The organism is Halomonas sp. KM007 (assembly GCF_050709225.1).
GTDB classification, from domain to species: Bacteria; Pseudomonadota; Gammaproteobacteria; order Pseudomonadales; family Halomonadaceae; genus Vreelandella; species Vreelandella hamiltonii.
The window spans coordinates 1,135,622-1,157,496 of record NZ_CP136131.1; the positions used below are offsets into that span (position 1 = coordinate 1,135,622).

22 protein-coding genes and 2 pseudogenes are annotated in these 21,875 nt (G+C 60.9%); 4 read left to right on the forward strand and 20 right to left on the reverse strand.

The genetic code is table 11. The features are described from left to right. Positions 1 to 118: 118 nt before the first annotated feature. The 14 genes and pseudogenes from RVM27_RS05235 to puuE all read right to left on the reverse strand — a co-directional run bounded on the left by RVM27_RS05235 (position 119) and on the right by puuE (position 13,381). The gene (locus RVM27_RS05235) at positions 119 to 1,099 is read right to left on the reverse strand and encodes a TAXI family TRAP transporter solute-binding subunit (protein WP_096921424.1); all 981 of its coding nucleotides are present in this window, start codon (positions 1,097 to 1,099) and stop codon (positions 119 to 121) included. 463 nt (positions 1,100 to 1,562) lie between these two features. Continuing rightward, positions 1,563 to 2,864 (reverse strand): TRAP transporter large permease, encoded by a 1,302-nt coding sequence (locus RVM27_RS05240; RefSeq protein WP_039175444.1) that lies wholly within the window; start codon positions 2,862 to 2,864, stop codon positions 1,563 to 1,565. After that, the gene (locus tag RVM27_RS05245; RefSeq protein WP_287808671.1) at positions 2,854 to 3,333 is read right to left on the reverse strand and encodes a TRAP transporter small permease; all 480 of its coding nucleotides are present in this window, start codon (positions 3,331 to 3,333) and stop codon (positions 2,854 to 2,856) included. The genes RVM27_RS05240 and RVM27_RS05245 overlap by 11 nt, the downstream gene beginning before the upstream one ends. A 56-nt stretch (positions 3,334 to 3,389) precedes the next feature. Then, on the reverse strand, positions 3,390 to 4,400 hold the full coding sequence (locus RVM27_RS05250; RefSeq protein WP_096921426.1) for a DctP family TRAP transporter solute-binding subunit: 1,011 nt from the start codon (positions 4,398 to 4,400) through the stop codon (positions 3,390 to 3,392). 196 nt (positions 4,401 to 4,596) lie between these two features. Then, a complete protein-coding gene (locus RVM27_RS05255; protein ID WP_287808669.1) occupies positions 4,597 to 5,118 on the reverse strand; it encodes a DUF192 domain-containing protein in 522 nt (173 codons plus the stop codon). Positions 5,119 to 5,134: 16 nt separating this feature from the next. Then, positions 5,135 to 6,241, reverse strand: a complete 1,107-nt coding sequence (locus RVM27_RS05260) for an ABC transporter ATP-binding protein (RefSeq protein ID WP_287808667.1) — start codon at positions 6,239 to 6,241, stop codon at positions 5,135 to 5,137. Continuing rightward, a complete protein-coding gene (gene modB, locus RVM27_RS05265; RefSeq protein WP_016916218.1) occupies positions 6,234 to 6,902 on the reverse strand; it encodes a molybdate ABC transporter permease subunit in 669 nt (222 codons plus the stop codon). Before modB ends, RVM27_RS05260 begins: the two co-directional genes overlap by 8 nt. Then, a complete protein-coding gene (modA, locus tag RVM27_RS05270) occupies positions 6,902 to 7,669 on the reverse strand; it encodes a molybdate ABC transporter substrate-binding protein (RefSeq protein ID WP_287808666.1) in 768 nt (255 codons plus the stop codon). The genes modB and modA overlap by 1 nt, the downstream gene beginning before the upstream one ends. A gap of 4 nt (positions 7,670 to 7,673) precedes the next feature. Beyond that, a complete protein-coding gene (gene pyk, locus RVM27_RS05275; protein WP_189462543.1) occupies positions 7,674 to 9,158 on the reverse strand; it encodes a pyruvate kinase in 1,485 nt (494 codons plus the stop codon). 98 nt (positions 9,159 to 9,256) lie between these two features. Then, positions 9,257 to 9,748, reverse strand: a complete 492-nt coding sequence (locus RVM27_RS05280; RefSeq protein WP_081136249.1) for an ureidoglycolate lyase — start codon at positions 9,746 to 9,748, stop codon at positions 9,257 to 9,259. A 43-nt stretch (positions 9,749 to 9,791) separates the two neighbouring features. After that, a complete protein-coding gene (locus tag RVM27_RS05285; RefSeq protein WP_498957530.1) occupies positions 9,792 to 10,622 on the reverse strand; it encodes a bifunctional allantoicase/(S)-ureidoglycine aminohydrolase in 831 nt (276 codons plus the stop codon). Between the two features lie 201 nt (positions 10,623 to 10,823). After that, a pseudogene (locus RVM27_RS05290) lies at positions 10,824 to 11,294 on the reverse strand (amino acid ABC transporter ATP-binding protein); the annotation flags it as partial. Positions 11,295 to 11,553: 259 nt separating this feature from the next. Next, complete coding sequence (locus RVM27_RS05295; protein ID WP_016916209.1) at positions 11,554 to 12,432, reverse strand: MurR/RpiR family transcriptional regulator; 879 nt, start codon at positions 12,430 to 12,432, stop codon at positions 11,554 to 11,556. Positions 12,433 to 12,454: 22 nt separating this feature from the next. After that, positions 12,455 to 13,381 (reverse strand): polysaccharide deacetylase family protein, encoded by a 927-nt coding sequence (gene puuE, locus RVM27_RS05300; protein WP_498957531.1) that lies wholly within the window; start codon positions 13,379 to 13,381, stop codon positions 12,455 to 12,457. 262 nt (positions 13,382 to 13,643) lie between these two features. Between puuE and RVM27_RS05305 the strand changes: the two genes are divergently transcribed. From RVM27_RS05305 to RVM27_RS05315, 3 genes and pseudogenes are all read left to right on the forward strand, one after another. After that, positions 13,644 to 14,402, forward strand: a complete 759-nt coding sequence (locus tag RVM27_RS05305; protein ID WP_498957532.1) for an aspartate/glutamate racemase family protein — start codon at positions 13,644 to 13,646, stop codon at positions 14,400 to 14,402. A gap of 160 nt (positions 14,403 to 14,562) precedes the next feature. Further along, complete coding sequence (locus RVM27_RS05310; protein ID WP_498957533.1) at positions 14,563 to 15,933, forward strand: NCS1 family transporter; 1,371 nt, start codon at positions 14,563 to 14,565, stop codon at positions 15,931 to 15,933. 64 nt (positions 15,934 to 15,997) lie between these two features. Beyond that, positions 15,998 to 16,345 (forward strand): annotated as a pseudogene (locus RVM27_RS05315) (cytosine permease); the annotation flags it as partial. A 143-nt stretch (positions 16,346 to 16,488) separates the two neighbouring features. Here the strand turns inward: RVM27_RS05315 and RVM27_RS05320 are convergent. The 3 genes from RVM27_RS05320 to uraH are packed head-to-tail and all read right to left on the reverse strand — an operon-like array spanning position 16,489 to position 18,794. Then, positions 16,489 to 17,205, reverse strand: a complete 717-nt coding sequence (locus RVM27_RS05320; protein WP_498957534.1) for a GntR family transcriptional regulator — start codon at positions 17,203 to 17,205, stop codon at positions 16,489 to 16,491. A 24-nt stretch (positions 17,206 to 17,229) separates the two neighbouring features. Beyond that, a complete protein-coding gene (locus tag RVM27_RS05325; RefSeq protein WP_287808658.1) occupies positions 17,230 to 18,429 on the reverse strand; it encodes a urate hydroxylase PuuD in 1,200 nt (399 codons plus the stop codon). An 11-nt stretch (positions 18,430 to 18,440) separates the two neighbouring features. Then, entirely contained in the window at positions 18,441 to 18,794 is a 354-nt protein-coding gene (uraH, locus tag RVM27_RS05330) for a hydroxyisourate hydrolase (protein WP_081136265.1), read from the reverse strand. 124 nt (positions 18,795 to 18,918) lie between these two features. On the opposite strand from uraH, the gene uraD reads away from it, so the two are divergent. After that, a complete protein-coding gene (gene uraD / locus RVM27_RS05335) occupies positions 18,919 to 19,461 on the forward strand; it encodes a 2-oxo-4-hydroxy-4-carboxy-5-ureidoimidazoline decarboxylase (protein ID WP_287808657.1) in 543 nt (180 codons plus the stop codon). Between the two features lie 62 nt (positions 19,462 to 19,523). Here uraD and RVM27_RS05340 read toward each other — a convergent pair whose 3' ends face one another. From RVM27_RS05340 to RVM27_RS05350, 3 genes are all read right to left on the reverse strand, one after another. Then, positions 19,524 to 19,880, reverse strand: a complete 357-nt coding sequence (locus tag RVM27_RS05340; protein ID WP_016916200.1) for a phasin family protein — start codon at positions 19,878 to 19,880, stop codon at positions 19,524 to 19,526. A gap of 177 nt (positions 19,881 to 20,057) precedes the next feature. After that, positions 20,058 to 20,747 (reverse strand): glutathione binding-like protein, encoded by a 690-nt coding sequence (locus RVM27_RS05345; protein ID WP_039175401.1) that lies wholly within the window; start codon positions 20,745 to 20,747, stop codon positions 20,058 to 20,060. Between the two features lie 88 nt (positions 20,748 to 20,835). Beyond that, a complete protein-coding gene (locus tag RVM27_RS05350; protein ID WP_287808656.1) occupies positions 20,836 to 21,531 on the reverse strand; it encodes a glutathione S-transferase N-terminal domain-containing protein in 696 nt (231 codons plus the stop codon). Positions 21,532 to 21,875 lie beyond the last annotated feature (344 nt).

A 21,875-nucleotide genomic window follows, 5' to 3' on the forward strand; every position in this document is an offset into this window, starting at 1 on the left:
TAATGGTCAGCACTGTGAATCAGTACTTTCAACAAGAAGCGCGGACACCCAAGGTGCCCGCGCTTTATCACTCATCGCGAGGCTGCTCACCTTAGCCAGCAGCATCGCTTTTCAAGACTTATTCGATCCAGCCACGCTCACGGTAGTAACGTGCTGCGCCATCGTGCAGCGGCGCCGTCAGACCGTCGGAGATCATGTCTTCTTCGTTCAGGTTTTCGAATGCCGGGTGCAGGCGCTTGAAGCGATCGAAGTTCTCGAATACTGCTTTCACCGTTTCGTAAACAATGTCTTCATCAACAGCGGTGGAAGAAACGAAGGTTGCCGCCACACCGAAAGTTTCGACATCTTCGTCGTTACCACGGTAAAGGCCACCCGGAATCACAGAACGCGTGTAGTAGGGGTACTCTTCGATCAGACCGTCGATCTCTTCGCCAGTCACAGAGACCAGACGCGCATCAATGGTGGTGGTCGCTTCTTGGATAGAGCCGTTCGGGTGGCCTACCACGTACACCATGGCATCGATGTTGTTGTCAGACAGTGCAGCCGCCTGCTCGGCAGCGTCCAGCTGCGAGGCCAGAGCGAAGGTGCTCTCGTCCCAGCCAAACGCATCCATCACCACGTCCATGGTATTGCGCTGGCCTGAACCGGGGTTACCGATGTTGACGCGCTTGCCGGGGAAGTCGGTGATGCTTTGAATGCCGGAGTCGGCACGGGCAACCACGGTCAGCGGCTCGCCATGCATGGTGAAGAGCGCACGCATGTCTTCCCACGCGCCTTCTTCTTCGAAGTTGGCTTCACCGTTGTAAGCACGGTACTGAACGTCCGACTGGACAACGCCCATGTCCAGCTCGCCGCTCTTCATGCCGTTGACGTTGGCAACGGAGCCGCCGGTGGACGGTGCGTTACAACGAATGTTGTGCTCATCGCTGCCACGGTTGACCATACGGCACACCGACTGACCGACGACGTAGTAAACGCCCGTTTGGCCACCGGTACCGATGGTGATGTAGCGATCCTGAGCTACCGCCGGAGAAGCGAAGGAAGCCGCAGCAATGAACGCGCCCGAGAAGGCCGCAGTAGAAAATACATGGCGTTTCATGAATACACCTCTTTATCTTGATGTTGTGAGCGTTATGCGCCTTGCAACCACCTGCAGAACGGTTCCCTTCAGGTGCTACGGTTGCAAAACGTTGTCAAGACAGTCTGTTATCGACCTCGGCAATTACTGCCGACGGTGACTACTTTAGCGAAAAAAAAACCACTTGGCGAAGCTCGCCGCTATTTCATGCTTGCCGCTGCGGCTACAGGAGACGTTTTTTCCGCCCCTACGCACCCGCTGAGCATGCCGCGCAAGTAGTCACCCCCTGGATGTCGAGGGCAACCCTGCAGCGAGTGCCTCCCTCGAAGGCTGGGCTGCTACGCGTTGCCACGAGACGCCACTGAGGAATAAGTTTAGCGGGGTTTGTGCATATGTAACGTTTAGTCACCGTTAAACATGCCTCCCTCAGCCATACCATTTTTGCATAGGGTATCCCAACCCGGCTGACCCGATTACCCATGCATCAAACGTTGTAGCCCAGCACCTGGGGTAGCCACAGGGCAATACTCGGGAAAATGGCCACCAGTGCCAGCGCACAGCCCATGGCCAGCACGAACAGCATGGCCCAGCCTATCGTATGCTCCAGACGAATCTTGGCGACTTCGGTGGTCACCATGAGGTTGACCGCCACAGGCGGAGTGAACTGACCAATGGCGATATTCATGGCCAGCAGAATGCCGAACCATACCGGGTTCCACTCGAAATGCTGCATTACCGGAATCAGAATCGGCATCATGATCAGATAAATGGAGATCGCATCCAGCAGCATGCCCGCCACCAGGACGGCCAGCATCACCAGTATCAGCAGCAGGACGCCGTTATCCGTCAAACCGATGATCCACTCGGCCATGTGCCGGAACGTGCCCAGCATGGTGCCTGCCCAGGCGAAGATACCGGCCAGGGCAATGATCAGCATGACCACCCCCGAAATGATCGCGGCTTCGCCCAGCAGCTCCCATAAATCACGCAGCGTCAGCTCACGGGTCAGCAGCAGCCCCACCAGCGCCCCGTAGGCCACGGCCACGACGGCGGCCTCGGTAGGCGTGAACAAGCCTGAACGCAGGCCACCAAGTATCAAGATCGGCGCAAACAGGGCAGGCAAGGCGTCACGAAAGGTGCCGCGCACGGTCAGTTGCTCGGCTCCCTCCACCGGGGTGCCCTCCCAGCCGTAGCGCTTGGCGACCAGCATGGCGGGGACCAGCAGTGCCAACCCGGCCAGCACGCCTGGAAAAAGGCCAGCGGCAAAGAGTGCCCGCAGGTCCACTCCCGGCACGACGATGGAGTAAAGAATCAGCGCTACCGAGGGCGGGATCAGAATCGCGGTCGACGCAGAGGCCGCAATCAGCGTGGCAGAAAACGGCTTCGGGTAGCCCGCTTTGGTCATGCTGGGCAGCATGACCATGGCCACGGCGGCAGCATCGGCCGGGCCCGAGCCGCTCATGCCGCCCATGATCATGCATACCAGCACGGCCACCAGCGCCAGGCCGCCATGGCGCGGGCCAATCAAGGCCTGAGCAAAGCGCACCAGACGCAGCGCGACCCCTGCCCGCTCAAAAATGAGCCCGGTCAATATGAACAGCGGAATGGCGATCAGCGGGTACTTGGCGATGCTGTTATAGGTGTTGGTGCCCAGGGTCGCCAGCATGTCGGGCGAGAGCCCCGCGACAATGCCCACAGAACCGGCCAGCGCCAGTGAGAAGGCCACCGGCACACCGGCGATCAACAGGCCCGCGAACGCCAGAATCATCCAGATATCAGGCGTCATGAGGAAACTCCCCTTTCAAGCGCGCCCGGGTCTGTTGCACCAATCGCCAGCTCATGGCCAGCGTCAGTACTGGCAACCAGGCCAAGTACCACCATTGAGGCAACCCCAACCCGGGAGAAAGCGATTGCCACTCTCGTTCCTGCCAGGCCAGCTTGCCAGCGTACCAGGTAATCAACGCAAGCACCGTCAAGCCACACAGCGCCTGGAACAGGATCAGGACACCCCGCCACTTTGGAGGCAAGACGCGCTCCAGAAAGCCCAGGCGAATATGCCGGTCGTGGCGCAAGGCGGCGGAGGCGCCCGCAAAGGTCAGCACCACCAGCAGAAACACCGAGAACTCTTCGGTAAACGAGAAAGAACCGCCGGTAATGTAACGCGTGATGACGTTCCCCAGGCTGATCAGCGAGATGATGATCAACGCCAGGGCGCCCAGCCAGCGTTCGGGCCGGGCATCAGGAAGGCCTTTCATGGCAACCTCACACAAATAGCCGCCGCTCGGGAGCGGCGGCAGCGGCTAGCGAAATATCAGCGTGCGTCGATTGCCGCTTGCGCAGCCTCTACCAAGGCTTCGCCGATGCGGGGCACCCACTTTTCATGGACGGACTGGGTCGCCTCCACGAACGCCTGGTACTGCTCGTCGGTCAGCTCGGTCACGGTGACCCCGCGTTCCTGGATGGCGGCCAGCCGCTCATGCTCCTGCTCGCGGGTCATGGCGATCTCCCACGCTCCGGCTTCCTGCGCGGTTTCACGCAGCATCGTCTGCTGCTCTTCACTGAGCGTACGCCACACTTGCTGGTTCACCGCAAAAATCAGCGGGTCGTTCATGTAGTTCCACAGCGTCAAATGCGCCTGGCCCACCTGGTCGATGCGCGCCACGTCGAACACCGACAGCGGATTTTCCTGGCCATCGACCGCGCCGGTGGTCAACGCAGGCTGAGCGTCGGTCCAGCTCATTTGGGTCGGGTCTGCGCCCAGTGCCGAGAACGTGTCCTGGAACAGGGGCGAGCCCACCACGCGAATTTTCAGGCCGTCGAGATCATCCGGCTGGCTGATGGGGCCACGGGAGTTGGACACCTGACGAAAGCCGTTTTCCCCCCAGGCCAACGGCATGACGCCACGCGACTCGATGGCCTCGAAGACCATGTCACCCGCTTCACCGCCAGTCACGGCGTCCACGGCGGCTTCGTCAGGAATCAGGAACGGCAAGGAGAACAGATTGAGCTCCGGCACTTGCGGCGACCAGTTGATGGTCGAACCGACGGCCGCATCGATCAGCCCGGAGCGCATGGCGGAAAACTCGCGGGTCTGGTCACCGGAGACCAGCTGGGAGTTGGGGTATACCCGCAGCGTCAGTTCACCGCCACTGCGCTCTTCCACCAGCTCTGCCCATTTTTCGGCGGCCTGCCCCCAAGGGAAGGCATCGGACAGCACGGTGGAGACAGAGAGTTCACGCGCCTGTGCAGAAAAAGCAGCGGAAAGGAGTGCAGCACCGGCCAAGCCAGCGGTCAAACGAGCCATGGAGCGTGTCAGCGTCATTGTTATCGATCCTTTTTTCATTTTTATGAGTCGTGAAGAACGCCGTGATCTGGCGGGCGCTCCGCGCCATACGGGAAAGCCCCGCCAGCGACACCCCATTGTAGGCGCTCACCGAGTGAAGGGAAGCGCTGGCCGCTGCTTTTGGCCATCGACTTTCGCCGCAGCGTCTTCACTCACTGCTGGCGGGTATGCGGGGTTACTCCGGGCGGCAGAAGCCGGCCAGCGCAGGCACGGAAACGCAGTCGCCTACCTGGATGCCACGCTCGGCAAAGTAGCCAGCGTTTACTTCCAGGGCGGCATGGTAGGCCACGCCTGCAGGATAGGAGGGGCACTCACGCGGGGTGCTGGACTCACAGGGCTGCATGGTATTGATCGCCACGATGCGGCCGTCGTCATCGATGTAAGCGATATCCAGCGGGATCAGCGTGCGATACATCCAGAACGCATTGCCTGCAGGCTGTTCGCTCTCGAAGCGGAACAGCATGCCGCGTGAGGTTGGCAAGTGCTCACGTCCCATCAGCCCACGCTGACGCTGGGCAACCGTTTCGGCCACTTCCACTTCCAGACGATGCGGCCCGCCCTCGCTGTGAATCGCCAGCGGCAGGGTATCGACCATGGCCGACTCGGCGGCCATGGCGGTCACGAGCGACAGTGGCAGGCAGCTCGCCAGGGAGACCCCCAGGGTGGTTTTCAGCAGTTGGCGGCGGGACAGGGTCATGACAGATTCCTTCTTCCTATACAGTGGCCTGCGGCGAGGTCATGAGGTGAATTCCCTCGGCCAGCAGCGAGACGGTCACAGGCTCCCCCAACGCCAGCTGGTTGCGTTTGGCCGCGTGGGTAGCGATATCGAAACGTAGCATATCCCCATGCGAAACGCGCAGCGAAACCGAGGTCATGCTGCCCAGCACCACCATTTCACTCACTGTGGCCGTCACCGGGTTTTCGCGCTCCCCCTGGGAGGGCCGCCCGCGTCGGTGCAAGATGATATCCGACGGCGGCAGATACCAGGTCACGGTCTCCCCCGCCGAGCAGTGTTCGAGGCCGCGAGCGACTTCCAGCCACCACTCCCCCCACTGCAGCCGTGGCCCGCTGGCCGTGTTGACCATCTGCCCCTGAAAGACATTGTGGCGGTCGAGCAAACGCGCCACCAGGGGCGTGTCAGGCTGGCGAAACAGCCGCTCCGGGCCGCCCTGCTGCAAGCTGGTGCCGTTGTGCAGCACACAGATCTGGTCGGCCAAGGCCGTCGCTTCTTCGAGGTCGTGGGTGACCAGCACGATGGGGATGGCAATTTGCTGACGCAACAGCGCAAGCTCCTGCTGCAAGCGGCGCCGAGTGACCTGATCGACCGCAGAGAAGGGTTCGTCCAGCAGCAGCACGCGGGGCTCTCGTGCCAGTGCCCGCGCCAGGGCAACCCGCTGACGCTGCCCTCCCGAAAGCTGGCTGGGGTAGCGGTTCTCCAGCCCTTCCAGGCGCACCTGGGCCAGCCATTGCGCGGCGCGTGCGGGTCTTGCCACTGGGGGGAGGTGACCCATGGCGACCTGGACGTTCTGCTGCGCAGTCAGGTGCGGGAACAGCGCATAGTCCTGAAAGACCATGCCCACCTTGCGCTGCTGGGGTGTAAGTACCTGGCGCGCCCCCTGCCCGGCCGAAAGCCACCGCTCACCGGCGCAGCTGATGTGGCCCTGGGCAGGATGGTAGAGCCCGGCAATGGCGCGCAACAGCGTGGTCTTGCCGCTGCCCGATGGTCCCACCAGCGCCAGCAACTCCCCCGGCGCGCAGCGGAAGCTGGCGTTCAAGGGGATGGGCCCCGCCTGATGCACGGACACCGTCAAATCAGCCACGTGCCCACCTGCGCCTGCCCGCCAACCCATAGACCAGCCCCAACGTCGCCAGCGAGATGGCCAGCAGCAGCGCCGACATGGTGGCCGCGCCCTGCTCGTCGAAGGCCTGTACTCGGTCATAAATGGCAATGGAGAGCGTTCGGGTTTCGCCATCGATGGCGCCGCCCACCAGCAGAATCACGCCAAACTCCCCCAGCGTATGGGCAAAGGTCAACGCGGTCGCCGACAGGATGCCTGGCCACACCAGCGGCAGTTCGATACGCCACAGGGTCTGCCAGGGGCTGAGCCCGCTACACCAGGCCGCTTCGCGCAAATGCACGGGCACATGCTCGAAGGCCCGCTGAATGGGCTGAATGGCAAACGGCAGGTTGGCAATCAAAGAGGCCAGCAGAATCCCGGTGAAGGTAAAGTTGAGGCCGCTGCCGGTGAGCGCCGCCCAGGCGCTGCCCAGCGGCGCATCGCGTCCAAACTGCTGCAGCAGATAGAAGCCCAGCACCGTGGGCGGCAGCACCAGAGGCAGAGCAATCAGCGCTTCGCAGACGCCCTTGCCACGAAACCGGGCCGTGGCCAGCCACCGCCCGCACCAGATGCCCAGTGGCACCAGCAGCAGGCTCGTCAACGCCGCCAGCCGCAGCGAGACCCCCAGCGCCGTCCAGTCCATCACTCGGTACTGAAGCCGTAGGCGCGAAAGAGGGCCTGGGCCTCGGGCTGTTGCAGCCAGGCATAGAAGGCCTGGGCGGCTTCTCCGGCGTGAGGGGTCAGCACCATGCGCTGAGTCAGCGGCGTGTGCCACGCTTCGGGGATCAGCACGCTTTCGCTACGGGCCGCCAGCCCAGGCGCCAGCACCAGCGAATAGGCCACCAGCCCGCCCCTTGCGTCGTCGGACAGCGCAAACTGCATCGCCTGGGAAACGTTTTCCCCCTGTATGCGCAGCGGGCGACTACCCTCCCAGAGCCCTGCCCTTTCCAGCACTTGCTGGGCGGCCACGCCATACGGTGCGTGCTCGGGGCTGGCAATGGCAATCCGCAGGCGCTGGCCATTCTGCAACGCGGCCACGGCGTCTTCCACGCCGGCCAAGGGCGCCTGTTCATCGGGCGGAGGATAGCGGCCGGCAGGCTGTACCCAGGCCAGCCGCCCACGTGCATAGATCACGCCTTCATCCACGACGTGCCCTTCCCGGTAGAGCGCTTGCACGAAGCCCTCATCGGCGGAAAGAAACAGCTCGAAGGGCGCCCCCTGGGCGATCTGACGGCGGAAGTTACCGGAAGAGCCCAGGTTGAGGCGTAGCCGATGCCCGGTTTGCTGGGTAAACCGTTCAGAAGCCTCTTCCAAAAAGAAGTGCAGACTGGAGGCCGCCGCTACGATGGGTGCGCCTGCCATGGCAGGCGCACCCAGCAGCAGGCAACCAAGGCACAGCAGCCAACGCATGCGCTTAGGCCTGAGCACTTTCCACATGCTGCTCGTTAATCACCATCACCTTCATGGTGTTGGTGCCACCGTGAGCATTCATGTGGTCGCCGCGGGTGAGGATGACGTGGTCACCCAGCTTGGCGACCCCTTGCTTGACCAGCAGGGTCAACGCTTGGTCATTCAGCTCGGTGGCGCTCATCTCGGAGGTATCGAAAGGCAGCGATACCACGCCGCGATAAAGCGCCATGCGACGCTGGGCGATGGGGTTGTGTGCCAGGCCCACGATGGGCAGACCGGAGCGAATCCGCGATGCGATGAGCGGCGTATAGCCAGACGCCGTCATGCAGGCAATCGCCGCTACCCCTGTCATGTGGTTGGCGGCGTACATGGCCGACAGCGCAATGGTTTCATCCGGACGGGTAAAGCCTTCATGAATACGGTGCCCGGACTCTTGCGCCACCCGCTCCCGCTCGGCTCCCAGGCACACGCGCGCCATGGCCTCGACGGTTTCCAGCGGGTAGTCGCCCGCCGCCGTTTCTGCCGACAGCATCACGGCATCGCTGCCATCCAGCACGGCGTTGGCCACGTCGAACACTTCTGCTCGGGTGGGCAGCGGCGCAGAAATCATGCTTTCCATCATTTGGGTCGCCGTGATCACGGCCCGGTTGAGCGAACGGGCGCGCTTGATCATGCGCTTCTGCACGCCGACCAGCTTGGCATCGCCAATTTCCACGCCCAGGTCACCACGCGCCACCATGACCGCTTCAGAGGCTTCGATGATGCCATCCAGCGTCGCCTCGTCGGCCACGGCCTCGGCACGCTCGACCTTGGCCACCAGGCCAATCTCCTTGCCTTCCTCGCCCAGCAGCCGACGCGCTTCACGCATGTCTTCTGCCGAGCGCGGGAACGAAATCGCCAGGTAATCGACGCCGATCTCCACCGCCGTTTTCAGGTCGGCCTTGTCTTTTTCGGTCAAGGCCGGCGCGGAGAGGCCTCCCCCCTGCTTGTTGATCCCCTTGTGGTTGGAGAGTTTGCCCCCCACGACCACCTGGGTATGTACCTGCTTGCCTTCGACACGGGTCACGTCCAGCACCACGCGGCCATCGTCCAGCAGCAGGCGGTCGCCGGCCGTGACGTCATCGGCCAGGGTCTTGTAGTCGCAACCGACGCCCTGCTGAGTACCGGCATCGCTGTCCATGGCCATGTCGAGCACGAAGTCCTGGCCCTCTTCCAGATACACGGCGCCCTCCTTGAAACGGGCAACGCGGATCTTGGGGCCTTGCAGATCGCCCAGCGCCGCTACGCTGCGGCCCAGTTGGGCAGCAATCTCACGCACTCGGGCCAGGCGACGTCGATGGTCGTCGGCCGTGCCGTGCGAAAAGTTCAAGCGCACCACATCCACCCCTGCCTTCAGCATGGCCTCCAGTACGCCCTCGCGGTCACTGGCAGGGCCAAGGGTAGCGACGATCTTGGTACGACGAAGGGGGATATGGGTGTTTGTGCTCATAAATGTCCTGACCAGTAAAAGAGGAAATGTTCGCGTATCAGCATACCCCAAGCAAGATGACACTCGCATGTACTTGTTGCAACGGCCAATGTCGGCGATTACGGCGCCACGTGCACGCACAAGGACAGCGGGTACTCGTCACAGTTGTTGCCATCTCCACCGCGGTCCACCACGAGAAACTCGCCTTCACGCTCCAGCACCGACTGAATGGCGTGCCAGGTGCCTGCTCGGTAGTTCACCCCCTGGCGGCCATCCGTCACGAAGGCCCGAACGTCCTGGGGCGCGATGGTGTCGCCGGGCGGGGCGACCACCACGATGAAACGCTCTTCGTGCAGCGGCATGAAGGCCTGGCTGCCCAGCGGGTGGCGTTCCAGAAACGTCAGCGTCAACGGCAGCGACACCGGCTGGCTGACAAAGATGCTCACCAGGGTGCGCGGGTTGTCGCCCAGCGTCTCGACTCGCGCCAGATCGTGATGCCGCTGGGTACGCCCTGCGTTGATCGGAAACGATGGCGAGGTACGCGCATCGAGCACCTCGCCAAATGGTTCAAATGCTGCTTGTGTCAGGGGTTTTGCTTCGAGTGTCAGCATGATGGCTCCTGGTGGTCAGTGTGCTTGTGCGCCAGCGCCAGCGTCAGCGAGCGCCAAGGCGCAGCGCCGCGTGACGATTCACATCCTTGTACAGCAGGTAACGGAACGGGCCAGGCCCACCCGCATAACAGGCTTGAGGGCAGAACGCCCGTAGCCACATGAAGTCCCCCGCTTCCACTTCTACCCACTGCTGGTTGAGGTGATAGACCGCCTTGCCTTCCAGCACGTAGAGCCCGTGCTCCATCACGTGGGTTTCGTCGAACGGAATCACGCCACCGGGCTGGAACGTCACGATGTTGACGTGCATGTCGTGGCGCACATCGCCAGGTTCGACAAAGCGCGTCGTTGCCCAGCGCCCTTCCGTGCCCGGCATCTCGATCGGTGCGATCTCCTGCTCGTTGGTGACGAAGGCCGGCGGTACGTCCAGCCCCTCGACGAACTCATAGGCCTTGCGCACCCAATGGAAGCGCACCGGCTCGCGGGACTCGTTGCGAACCTGCCAGTAGCTGCCGGGGGGAATGAAGGCGTAGCCGCCAGGGCCCATGAGATGACGCTCGCCAGCCAATGTCAGCGTCAGCTCTCCTTCCACGATGAACAGCACCCCTTCTGCCTGAGGGTCAAGCTCAGGCTTGTCGCTGCCGCCCTCGGGCTGCACTTCCATGATGTATTGAGAGAACGTCTCTGCAAACCCGGACAGCGGACGCGCCAATACCCACAGCCGCGTGCCTTCCCAGAAAGGCAGGTTGCTGGTCACGATATCGCGCATCACCCCTTTGGGGATCAGCGCATAGGCTTCCGTGAAAACGGCACGGTCGGCGGTCAACTGAGTTTGCGGCGGGTGTCCGCCGGTGGGCGCATAGTAATTGGCTGGCATGGGGGCCTCCCTGACGTTTTTGTATACGAGAATATGGCACTGACCGGAAGCTTATACCGAGCCACGCATGAAACAAAGCTCCCAAATACGATAAATATAGAAACCTTGGTTTCATAAAAATAGCACGGCTCAACCCCTTAGGGCAGGCAATACCGGGCTCCCAATCTGCCCCTGAGGCCGCTAACGCCGAGGCCTCGATTCCTACAGCACCGCCGAGATAAACTGCTTAAGCTCGGCGGTCTGGGGGTGGCTGAACAGTTCGCCCGGCTCGCCCTCTTCATGGATGCGCCCCTGGTGCATGAATACCACGCGATCTGCCACGTCTCTGGCGAAGCCCATTTCATGGGTGACCAGTATCAACGTCATGCCTTCCGCCGCCAGCGCCTCCAGCACGCGCAGCACCTCCCCCACCAGCTCTGGGTCCAGGGCCGAGGTCACTTCGTCGCAGAGCAGCACCTTGGGCCGCATGGCCAGCGCCCGAGCAATGGCCACCCGCTGTTGCTGGCCACCGGACAGCTGTGCCGGGTAGGCATCGTACTTGTCGGCCAGGCCGACCTTGCTCAGCACTTCACGGGCGATTTTTTCGACCTCGTCGCGCTTTTCCCCGCGCACCACGACGGGGGCCAGGCACACGTTTTCCCCCACCGTTTTGTGGGGGAACAGGTTGAAGCTGTAAAGCCCTGAGGGGTCGTGCCCATGATGCTCTCCTGCAGTTATGCGATTGGCCAAGCCAGCGAGTGCGACAGTCGCGTATGAATAGCGCCGTGATGAAAGCTTCGTTGCAAGCAAGTACAGTCCGAAACTTTTGTTTCACATCCTCAGCAGAGCAATTACAGGGCCACTCAGGCACAAAGCACATGGATAACAGCAGGTTGAGAGCTTTTCAGGCCTCAACGTTCGTGTTTGGTGCATCAAGAACCAGCACGCACCATTATTGGTGAGCGTCCCAATCCACGCTCATCACTGGCGCTGCCAGCTCACTCAGCGCCTCGTACTGGTCGCTGATGTCACTGATGCGCTCTCGGCCATCACTCAGGTTGTGATGCAGCACCGCATTGGCCAGCAGGCAAATCAGGCTATTGGCTGTGGCGTAGCTGTCGAAGGCCGACAAGCTCTCCAGAGGCACTTCCATGAACCACGACACTTGCGGTGCAAAAGTGGCGGCGGTGGGGTCGGCGATCAGCAGCACCCTGGCGGGCGAACGCTCCAGGGCCGTCACCAGTGCCGCAAAGGCCGTGGGCCGACGACGAAAGCCGAACAGCACGATGGTGTCCTGCTCGGTCAAATCGACGATCTCTTCCGCCAGCGACTGGTTGGGCTGAGGCGCCAGGCGTACTCGCCCACGCGCCTGAATCAACTGCTGGCGCAGATGTAACGCCAGCGGATAGCTGTTGCGGAACCCCATGACCACGATCTGCTGGGCAGCCGCCAGCGCATCGACGCAGTCGGCAAACGTGGCGGGGGGCAGGCTGGCCAGGCAGCGCTGCAGATTCTCCTGTTCACGCTGCAGGTGGCGCTGAAACGGTGCACCGCCCTCCTCCTGCATGGCATCGTCATCGATGACCAGCGGCACCCCCAAATTGCGCAGCTGCCGCGCGTGGGTCTTGACCGTGCGAAAGCTCTCGAACCCCAGCCGCTTGAACAGACGGCTCACCGTGGACTTGGATACCCCCGTCAGTCGCGCCAGATCGGCGGCGCTGTAGACCGCCAGGTCATCGAAATGGTCGAGAATGAACGTGGCGACCCGCTGCTCCTGGGCCGTCAGCGCATCGAATTGGGCGGCAATCCGTTGTCCTATGTGGGGCGTCATGGTGTCCTATCGCATCCTTGGGTTACTGAGTCGGTGCGGGGTGGTGTTCGGCCCAGTGACGAGCGATATCGACCCGACGGGCGACCCATACTCGATCATGCGCTTCGAGATGATCCAGAAAGCGCTGAAGCGCACGGAAACGGCCCGGGCGGCCCAGCAACCGGCAGTGCATGCCAATCGAGAGCATTTTCGGCGCCTCCTCCCCTTCGGCATACAGTACATCAAAGGCGTCGCGCAGGTAGGTAAAGAAGTGGTCGGCGGTATTGAACCCCTGCGGCGCCGCAAAACGCATGTCATTGGTATCCAGGGTGTAGGGCACCACCAGATGCTGGTGCTCGGCGCCCTGGCTGTCGCTCACGCGGGTCCAGAAGGGCAGGTCGTCGCCGTAGTAATCGCTGTCGTAGAGAAACCCGCCTTCATCCAATATCAGGCGCCGCGTATTGGGGCTATCGCGGCCGGTGTACCAGCCTTGTGGCTTCTCACCATACAGACGCTGGAAAATCTCCATGGCTTTTTGCAGGTGCTCGCGCTCTACGTGCTCGGGCGTTTCCTGATAGTGAATCCAGCGGTAGCCGTGACAGGCCACTTCATGGCCCAGCTCCTTGAATGCCTGCGCCACCTCCGGGTGGCGCTCCAGCGCCATGGCCACCCCAAACACGGTGAGCGGCAGCCCACGACGCTCAAATTCGCGCAGAATGCGCCACACGCCAGCTCGCGAGCCGTACTCGTAGATGGACTCCATGCTCAGGTGGCGGTCCGGATAGCTGGCTGCCCCGATGATCTCGGAAAGGAACTGCTCGGACCCCGCATCCCCGTGAAGCACGCAATTCTCCGCGCCCTCTTCGTAGTTGAGTACGAACTGCACGGCTATTTTGGCGCCGTTGGGCCACTGGGCATGAGGGGGCGTTGGGCCGTAGCCAATCAGGTCACGCGGGTAATGGGAAGACATGGTCGGGCTCCTTTAGCGAGGCAGCGCATTTTAGTTTGTATACAAAATAGTCATTTTAACCGGCGCCTGCAATGCAGCGCAGGGCTAATCATTTGAGTTCTCGACGCTTTGACGGCCCCTGCTGAGCCAAGCTATTGAAACCTGAACGATTGGTCAACCCATATCGAGAGCATCAAGTGCATCAGCCCCTTGCACTTGGCTAAAAACCGCCCTATTTTTGTATACAAGATAGAAAATATTGTTCACACAAGAGTATCCGAACGTGCATATACGTCTGATCAACCCCAATACCACGGCGGCCATGACGGAAACCATTCGTCAAGCCGCCGACAAGCTGGCAGCACCGGGGACCCTCATCAGCGCGACGCAACCCGAGGCTGGCCCGGTCTCCATCGAAAGCCACTTCGATGAAGCGGTGAGCGCAGTAGGCGTTGCCGAAGAAGTTCTGAAAGGCGAACGCGAAGGCGGTATCGATGCGTACGTGGTGGCCTGCTTTGGCGACCCTGGCCTGCTGGCCGCCCGCGAGCTGACTCGCGCTCCGGTGATCGGCATTGCCGAAGCCGCCTTTCATATAGCCACGCTGATCAGCACTCGCTTCTCCATTGTGACGACGCTGGGACGCACCGGCATCATCGCCGAGCACCTGCTGGAGCAGTACGGCTTTCGCCACCACTGCCGCCGCATCCGCGCCGCCGAGATCCCCGTACTGGATCTGGAAGATCATCCGGACGCGGCGTTCAGCCGTATCGTGCAGGAGTGCTGCCATGCCCGCGACGAAGATGGCATTGGCGCCATCGTGCTGGGCTGCGGGGGCATGGCCAACCTGACCCAGGCCATTAGCCACGAGGTCGGCCTGCCCGTGGTGGAAGGGGTGAGCGCCGCGCTGAAACTGGCCGAGTCGCTCGTCGGGCTGGGCTTGCAGACCAGTAAATATGGCGACCTAGATTACCCGCGCCGCAAAACCTTTACCGGCAAGTTTTCAGGTTTTTCCGACCTGACGCTGCCACCCACGCGCCAGTGAAGAGCTGACACCAGCAACCGGCCGTAAAAGAAAGCACGCCTACAAAAAAATCATAACAACACGACGAATATCAGCATCAGCACGCCACGCCGCAAGCGTCTCCCGGGCAGCCTACTGCCCGGGTTACCAATAACATCGATAATCTTGCGAGGACGGTAACATGAGCACTTCTACCTCTGCTCTTACCTCAGAAGAAGCCCCCAACGCGGCGCCGTCAGCCGCCAGCAAAGCCGTCGGCGCAGAAAGCCTGGCGCCGCAAAGCCCCCGTATCATGGGGCGCACCTCCTACTTTCTTGCCTGGTTTGGTGGCTGCGTGTCGATTGGCACCTTCGCCATGGGCTCCAGCGTGGTGGGCACGCTCAACTTGCTGCAAGCCACGCTGGCCATCGCCATCGGCTGCTTTGTAATCGGCGTGGCGCTGGCCATCAATGGCGCCGCCGGTTACAAGTACGGCATTCCGTTCATGGTGCAGGCGCGCAGTGCCTTTGGGTTCACCGGAACGCGTATCCCCGGGCTGGTGCGCGCCGTGCCTGCCATCGTGTGGTATGGCTTCCAGAGCTGGATTGGGGCCGGTGCCCTCAACATGGTGTCGGCGACGCTGTTCGGCTTCGACAACCTGATCTTCTACTTCATCACCTTTCAGTTTTTGCAGATCGGCCTCTCGGTGCTCGGCTTTCAGGGCATCAAGTGGCTGGAGAATATCGGCAGCGCTTTTATTCTCTGCTCGCTGATGTACATGTTCTACGCCACCGTGCAGCGCTATGGCGATGAGCTGTCGGCCAGCCTGCTGACCATGGAAGGCTCCTGGGGCATGCCCTTCTGGAGCGCCACCATGCTGTTTCTGGGCATTTACAGCACCATGATGCTGAATGTAAGCGATTACTCACGTGAACATAAAAAAGGCACCGGACAAGGGCTATTGACCACCATTTACGCCATGTCGATTCTGCCCTGCACGCTGTTCATGGGTTTGATCGGCTACATGGTGTCCCAGGCCACCGGCACCGCTGACCCCATTCAGGTATTCGCCAACGCCGTGGATAACACCCCGCTGTTGATGATCACCCTGCTCTTCATCGCCTTTGCCCAGGTGACCACCAACGTGCTGAACAACGTGGTGCCGCCCACCTACGTGCTGATGGACGTCTTCAAGCTCAAATTTCCGGTGGCCACCGTGATCGTCGGGCTGCTGGCCTTTGCGACTTTCCCCTGGAAGCTGGTGCAGCCGGAGTCGGCCGCAGGCCTGCAGCTGTTCGTGCAAACCTACTCGGCCTTCCTCGGCCCCATCTTCGCCATCCTGGTCGTGGACTACTACGTCATCCGTCGCCGCACGCTGGACATCGGCAAACTCTACGATGAAAACGGCCCTTATCAGGGCATCAACCAGGCCGCACTGATCGCCACGGTCGTCGGCATCGCAGCCGCCCTCGCTTTCTCATCGGTCTCCTGGTACGCCAGCCTGATCCCCGCCGGGCTGACCTACTACCTGCTGATGAAGCACTGGCCCGCTTGCCAGCGCTTCACTCAGTAATCCGCCCTGCCCTTGCCTGCCACCTTGTGTGGCGGGCGACCATTACCCGATCACGAGTCTTGCCATGAATGAGCAACCCACCTCAAGCGACCTGAACATCGAGCAGATCGACCCCACCCTTTATAACGACGACCTGGCCCCGCTAAAACCACAGCACCGCACCTGGGGGTCGTTTGAAATTTTTAACGTCTGGTCCAACGATATCCAGAGCCTGTTTGGCTACACCCTAGCGGCATCGCTATTCCTTACCTATGGATTGAACGGCTGGGCAGTGATGGCCGCCATTATTCTGGCCGGTGTCATCGTGATGTTTCTGGTCATCGTGCCCGCCCTGAGCGGCCTCGACGGCTTCGGGTGGTTGATTGGTGCAGGCCTGGGGGGAGTGTTCTACTACGGGCTAATGAAGCAGTTCAAGGCAGCGCCGACGCTGGCTGAGCAGCGGGCCCATTAAGCCGGTCCGCCTGCGCGGCAGGAGCGCCTGTCTCAGCAACGCCACCGGATCGTCTCCGGTGGCGTTTTTTCTGCTGGCGGCAATCGAGCTGTGCACTATCGTCTCTATGCGCCAAAAATCTGCTGCAAGTCCGGCACATTTTCTTCCTCTTCGACCATGGACAGCGACGCTTCGATAGCCTTGAGGTGACGGCTCATGAAGGCCTTGGCGCGTTCGCCATTGCCTGCTTCCAGGTAGCCGATCAGATCGTCATGGTCGTGGGACTCGCAGCCCAGGTGGCCGCGATGACCATATACGGCGAGGATCAGTGAAGAGCGCGAGCAGAGGCGCTCGACGAATTCCGCCAGGGTGGCATTGCCGGAGAGCTGCGCCAGGCGCACGTGGAAATCGGCCGAGAGACGGATGGCCACGCTTTGCTGGCCGCTGCGCAGGGCCTGTCGCTCCTGCTTGGCCATGTCTCGCAGCTCGACAGCCGCCTTCGCATCCATGCGCCTTGCCACGTCCGGCATCAAGCCGCACTCAATGAGCTGGCGTGCATCGAACACGTCCTTGGCTTCATCGGCAGTAGGGCGCGTCACGCTGGCCCCACGGCGCGGGGTCAGGGTCACCAGTTGCTCCAGCGCCAGCCGCTGCAGGATTTTACGGATCCCCGTGCGGCTGATGCCAAACACCTCTGCCAGGGCATCTTCGCGCAGCCGAGCACCCGGCTTGAGGCGTTGCTCCACGATGGCATCGCTCACTGCTCGGTAAATGGCTTCGTGGCGCTCGTCACCCTCTTTTTCCGTGGGCCGCCGTTTCAACGCCGTCTGCGCTTCGCTCATGGGGTCTCCTCTCTGCGAACCGTTTTACTCCTCCCAGGCCGCTATGATATCGCGCTCTTCGTCACTCATGTTGGTGATATTGCCCAGCGGCATGTAGCGAGTGGCGACGACCCGCTGAATCTGCGCCTTGTGGCCCAGTATCTCTTCCCAGTTATCGAAGGCGTAGCCCGCAGGCGGCGCGGAGAACCCGGCGTGCTCAGGGTTACGCGCATGACACAGGGTGCAGTGCTGCTCCACCAGAGCGGTGATCTGGGCCTGGTCGGGGGCCGCGCTGGTACTTTCCAAGGTGGCGCGCGGGCTGGGGGCTGCTACCCAGAACGCCAGCAGAATGAGCCCTACGCCTATCGCAGGATAGGCAGGCTGAACCTTGCCCGCATGCATCAGCACGAAGAACTGACGAATCAACGCGCCAGCAAAGATGAACAGGGCCATGACGATCCAGGCCTGCTCATGGGAGTAAAGAAAAGAGTAGTGATTACTCACCATCAGCAGTACCACCGGCAGCGTGAAGTAGGTGTTGTGCACCGAGCGCTGCTTGCCGCGCTTGCCATCTAGCGGGTTGGGGGCCTCTCCGGCTTTCATGGCCTTGACCATGCGGCGCTGGCCGGGAATGATCCAGAAGAAGACGTTGGCCGACATGGCCGTGGCCATGACGGCCCCGGTGAGCAGAAAGGCTGCCCGCCCGGTGAACATCTGGGTGCTCAAATACGCCACGACCACCATCATCACCGCCACGGCAATGCTCAGCAGGCCGTCACGTTGCATATCCGGGCTGATACGCTTGCAGAGCTCGTTATAGACCACCCAGCCGCCCAGCAGGAAGCTCAATGCCAGCAGGTTGGCTTGCCATCCGGTGAGGTTGGCCGCCCAGGCCCAGTTGCTGTTGGGGTTGACCAGGTAGAAACCCGGATTGACCATATAAAGAATGACGAACAGCGCAAAGCCAGAGAGCCATGTGGTGTAGGCTTTCCAGAACGACCAGTGCAGGTCGTTGGGGAGTTTGGCAGGGGCCGTGGCGTATTTCTGGTTATGATAGAAACCACCGCCATGCACCGCCCACATCTCACCAAACACACCCTTGTCACGATCTTCCTGAGCCTTGGGCGTGCGCAGGCTGTTATCCAGCATGACGAAATAGATCGACTCTCCGATCCAGGCAATGGCGGCGATCACGTGGAGCCAGCGCAGCAGCAGGTTGGCAAATTCGATAGTATACGCTTGCATGTGAAGCCCCCTCAGCTACCGCGATAGGTCGAGTAGCCATACGGCGAGAGCAGCAGCGGTACGTGGTAATGCTGGCTGGCATCGGCCACGCCAAAGCGCAGCGGGATGACGTCCAGGAAGCGGGGCTCGGCAGCCTCGACCCCCTGCTGGCGTAGATAGTCTCCCGCATGGAACACTAGCTCATATTCACCAGCGGTCAGCGCCTCGCCTTCCAACAGCGGCGCATCACAGCGGCCGTCGCTGTTGGTGACGGTGGTCGCTAACGGCTCGCGCTGGCCACCGGTCAACCGAAAGACCTCGATGATGATGCCCTGACCGGGCTGCCCTTTGGCGGTATCCAGCACGTGGGTAGTCAAGCGTCCCATCGTCACTCCTCATATTGGCAGGGTTATTGGTGTTGTTGGCAGGTTTGACCTATTGGTCAAAGAGTACCGTTGATGCTATTTATTGTATACAGCAATTCCCTTTTCGCACGCTTGGAGAACCCTTGTGCCGACTGAAACGCCTTTGCGACTGTCCCCTGCCCCGAGCCAAAGCAGCCTGGAAACCTTCGTGGCACACTATGGCGATGTCTATGAACACTCTCCGTGGGTGGCCAAGGCTGCCTGGCAACACGGCCTGGAAGAGGCTCACGACGCCCCGGATGCGCTGGCCGAACTGATGGGCAAGATGCTTCAACAGGCATCCCCCGAGCAGCAGACGGCCGTCATTCAGGCACACCCTGACCTGGCCGGCAAAGCCGCGTTGGCCGGGGAGATGACCCACGACTCTACCAGCGAACAGGCCGGAGCTGGGCTCGATCAGTGTTCACCGGAAGAGTTTGCCCGCTTCGAGCAGTTGAACGCCGCCTATCAGGAAAAGTTTGGCTTTCCCTTCGTGATTGCCGTCAAGGGCCTGGACCGCTATGCCATTCTGGAGGCCTTTGAAAAGCGGTTGAACAACGATCCGGCACAAGAAAGAAAAACGGCCATCGAGCAAATCATCAGGATTGCACGGTTTCGGCTGAGAGCGCGTGCAGGCGACGCCACCTAACGCCCGTTCTCTGGATAAAAAAATGCCGCGCTTCAGGGCGCGGCATTTTCATGGAGCAACCGTTACGATTTGGCAGTATCGGCTGCTTTCTTGGTGGTCTCTTCCGCCATTTTCTGACTTTCCTGCAGGAAGCCCTGGCTGATAGAGGTCACTTTTTCGGAGTCACCTTTCATGCGCTCCATCATGTCGCTGGCCGCTTTCTGCTGGCTTTCCATGGCTTTCTTGAAGCTATCGGCGTCCTTGACGTCGAGCCAGGTGCGCGCCTGGGCGATGGTCATATCGGAATAGGCGCGTGCAGCATCCATTTGAGCGCCGACCAGCTGCTCGTAGTAGTCCAGCGCTGCCAGTGTGTAAGAGCGCATGGGGGAAACAAACACGGATTCGAACTGCTGGCTGGTTTTTTCTGCTGTCTTGTTCATCACTAAATCTCCTTGAGTGAGCTAGCGGTACGATGCGCTCGACGGCGCATCTTGATAGGCGGTTGCCATTGCTAATATCAAAGCTAGCAGCGCTTTTTGTGCAGCGCAACATGATTTTTTTCACCTTCATGCACGCTGCATCGCCATTATCGATGACTCACTCGCGGTCAATCATTATTAGCGGTTTCCGAACAAGTGCTTACGCGCCAGGTCATCCATGGGCGCACCTGCCTGGGGGTTCACATCCTCGACCAATGCATAGGCTTTGCGAATGGCGGGACGCTGAGAAAGCTCTTCGAACCAGCGCTCCAGGTCGGGAAACTCCTCCAGGGTCTGGCGCTGTTTTTCCCAGGGCACGATCCATGGGTAGATGGCCATGTCGGCAATCGAGTAACGGTCGCCGCCCACATAGTGCTGCTGGGAAAGACGCTGGTCCAGCACGCTATAAAGCCGATTGGTTTCACGCACGTAGCGCTCGATGGCGTAGTCGATCTTGTGGGGCGCATAGTGGCAGAAGTGATGATTTTGCCCGGCCATGGGGCCTAGCCCACCCATCTGCCAGTGCAGCCACTGCAGTACCACATAACGCTCGCGCCCTTCTGCTGGCAGGAACTGGCCACTCTTGTCTGCCAGGTACTCCAGAATCGCCCCTGACTCGAACAGCGCCATGGGCTGCCCCCCGTCGCGCGGGGCATGGTCGACGATGGCAGGAATGCGATTATTGGGCGCAATGGCCAGGAACTCGGGGTCGAACTGCTCGCCACGCCCGATATTGATGGGCTTTACGCGATAAGCGAGCTTGGCTTCTTCAAGCATGATGGAGACTTTGTGGCCGTTGGGCGTTGTCCAGTAATACAGGTCAATCATTGCCATCTCCTTGTCCATGAAGGGCGTCCCCATACAGGGCCTGCCCCTTCATGTTGCCTGTGAGTGTCAGCGGCGAGTACCGCTTAGCCTAGTATAGATCACGAATGGTCATGGCCTTGCCCGCCACGCCATCGTGCACCGCCAGCATGCGCTGGAACCATCCGGCCACGGGGTCACGCTCCTCCACCAGCGTTTCGGTCGAGACGCTATAGGCCCACATCATGCTGCCGAACAGCAGGTAATCTGCCCCAGCGGGGGAGTCACCATCGAGGAAAGGGGTTTCCTTGAGTTGCGCACTGACGGGTACCAGCGCCTGATGCAGCTGCTGGCGGCCTTTATCGGGGTCGTGAACCGCCTCGAGGCTGGCCCCAAAGCGCGCTTCACGGGTGGTGCGGAAGTACTCCCGATCCTCCGGGTGGATGGCTTCCAGCAGATCCAGCACCACGATACGAAACAGCGCAGGCGTAATGCTGCGATCCACCAGTTGCTTGAACAACGTGACACGCTGCAAGCCCAGCCCATCGCCCAGCACCGGCGCCTCAGGGTAAGTGGTATCCAGGTAGCGCAGGATATCGAAGCTGTCGGTGACCACCGTGTCACCATCGGTCAACACCGGCACCTTGTCGTAGTGGGCAAATGCCAGCGCCTCTTTCTGCTGAAACCGCCAAGCCACGGTAGTGTATGCCAGCCCTTTGTGGGCCAGCGCCATGCGCACGCGCCAGCAATAGGGGGAAAATCTCAAGCGATCATCGCGACCGCACAAATCATAAAGCGTGATGGCCATGGTCGAACGACTCCTGAAAAGAGGTAAAGAGTGCACCTACACTATACGTCGTCACAGCATACGCGATAGGCCTAGAACATCCCTCCTCTGTGTACTGCCTTTCTTCTCCTTGACTGAACTGTCTATTAGTCTAATAACGGTGTCGACTCGACGCTTCTTTGTAGCGCTAAAAAAGCAATGAATAACAGTCACTTGATATTAAAAAAACGCCTCGATACGCGGCCGAAAAAGCCCCTTTTACTGGTAAGACCAATTTTCCAATATAGTCATTCCAGGCGCCTGACCGTATCTTTCACGCTGTCCCAACTATCATTGAAAATGATGCGTTGGCTTTCGCGGAGCAC

Bases quoted from the DNA above. Each gene is read 5' to 3' on its own strand.
- pyk (WP_189462543.1), bottom strand. From the start codon at position 9,158: ATGAGCACAAACACCCATATCCCCCTTCGTCGTACCAAGATCGTCGCT.
- modB (WP_016916218.1), bottom strand. From the start codon at position 6,902: ATGGACTGGACGGCGCTGGGGGTCTCGCTGCGGCTGGCGGCGTTGACG.
- uraH (WP_081136265.1), bottom strand. From the start codon at position 18,794: ATGGGACGCTTGACTACCCACGTGCTGGATACCGCCAAAGGGCAGCCC.
- RVM27_RS05240 (WP_039175444.1), bottom strand. From the start codon at position 2,864: ATGACGCCTGATATCTGGATGATTCTGGCGTTCGCGGGCCTGTTGATC.
- RVM27_RS05285 (WP_498957530.1), bottom strand. From the start codon at position 10,622: ATGCCAGCCAATTACTATGCGCCCACCGGCGGACACCCGCCGCAAACT.
- RVM27_RS05325 (WP_287808658.1), bottom strand. From the start codon at position 18,429: ATGCAAGCGTATACTATCGAATTTGCCAACCTGCTGCTGCGCTGGCTC.
- RVM27_RS05280 (WP_081136249.1), bottom strand. From the start codon at position 9,748: ATGCTGACACTCGAAGCAAAACCCCTGACACAAGCAGCATTTGAACCA.
- puuE (WP_498957531.1), bottom strand. From the start codon at position 13,381: ATGTCTTCCCATTACCCGCGTGACCTGATTGGCTACGGCCCAACGCCC.
- RVM27_RS05255 (WP_287808669.1), bottom strand. From the start codon at position 5,118: ATGACCCTGTCCCGCCGCCAACTGCTGAAAACCACCCTGGGGGTCTCC.
- RVM27_RS05320 (WP_498957534.1), bottom strand. From the start codon at position 17,205: ATGAGCGAAGCGCAGACGGCGTTGAAACGGCGGCCCACGGAAAAAGAG.
- RVM27_RS05250 (WP_096921426.1), bottom strand. From the start codon at position 4,400: ATGACGCTGACACGCTCCATGGCTCGTTTGACCGCTGGCTTGGCCGGT.
- RVM27_RS05350 (WP_287808656.1), bottom strand. From the start codon at position 21,531: ATGGCCATCACGCTTTATGATTTGTGCGGTCGCGATGATCGCTTGAGA.
- RVM27_RS05340 (WP_016916200.1), bottom strand. From the start codon at position 19,880: ATGAACAAGACAGCAGAAAAAACCAGCCAGCAGTTCGAATCCGTGTTT.
- RVM27_RS05235 (WP_096921424.1), bottom strand. From the start codon at position 1,099: ATGAAACGCCATGTATTTTCTACTGCGGCCTTCTCGGGCGCGTTCATT.
- RVM27_RS05345 (WP_039175401.1), bottom strand. From the start codon at position 20,747: ATGATTGACCTGTATTACTGGACAACGCCCAACGGCCACAAAGTCTCC.
- RVM27_RS05295 (WP_016916209.1), bottom strand. From the start codon at position 12,432: ATGACGCCCCACATAGGACAACGGATTGCCGCCCAATTCGATGCGCTG.
- RVM27_RS05310 (WP_498957533.1), top strand. From the start codon at position 14,563: ATGAGCACTTCTACCTCTGCTCTTACCTCAGAAGAAGCCCCCAACGCG.
- modA (WP_287808666.1), bottom strand. From the start codon at position 7,669: ATGCGTTGGCTGCTGTGCCTTGGTTGCCTGCTGCTGGGTGCGCCTGCC.
- RVM27_RS05245 (WP_287808671.1), bottom strand. From the start codon at position 3,333: ATGAAAGGCCTTCCTGATGCCCGGCCCGAACGCTGGCTGGGCGCCCTG.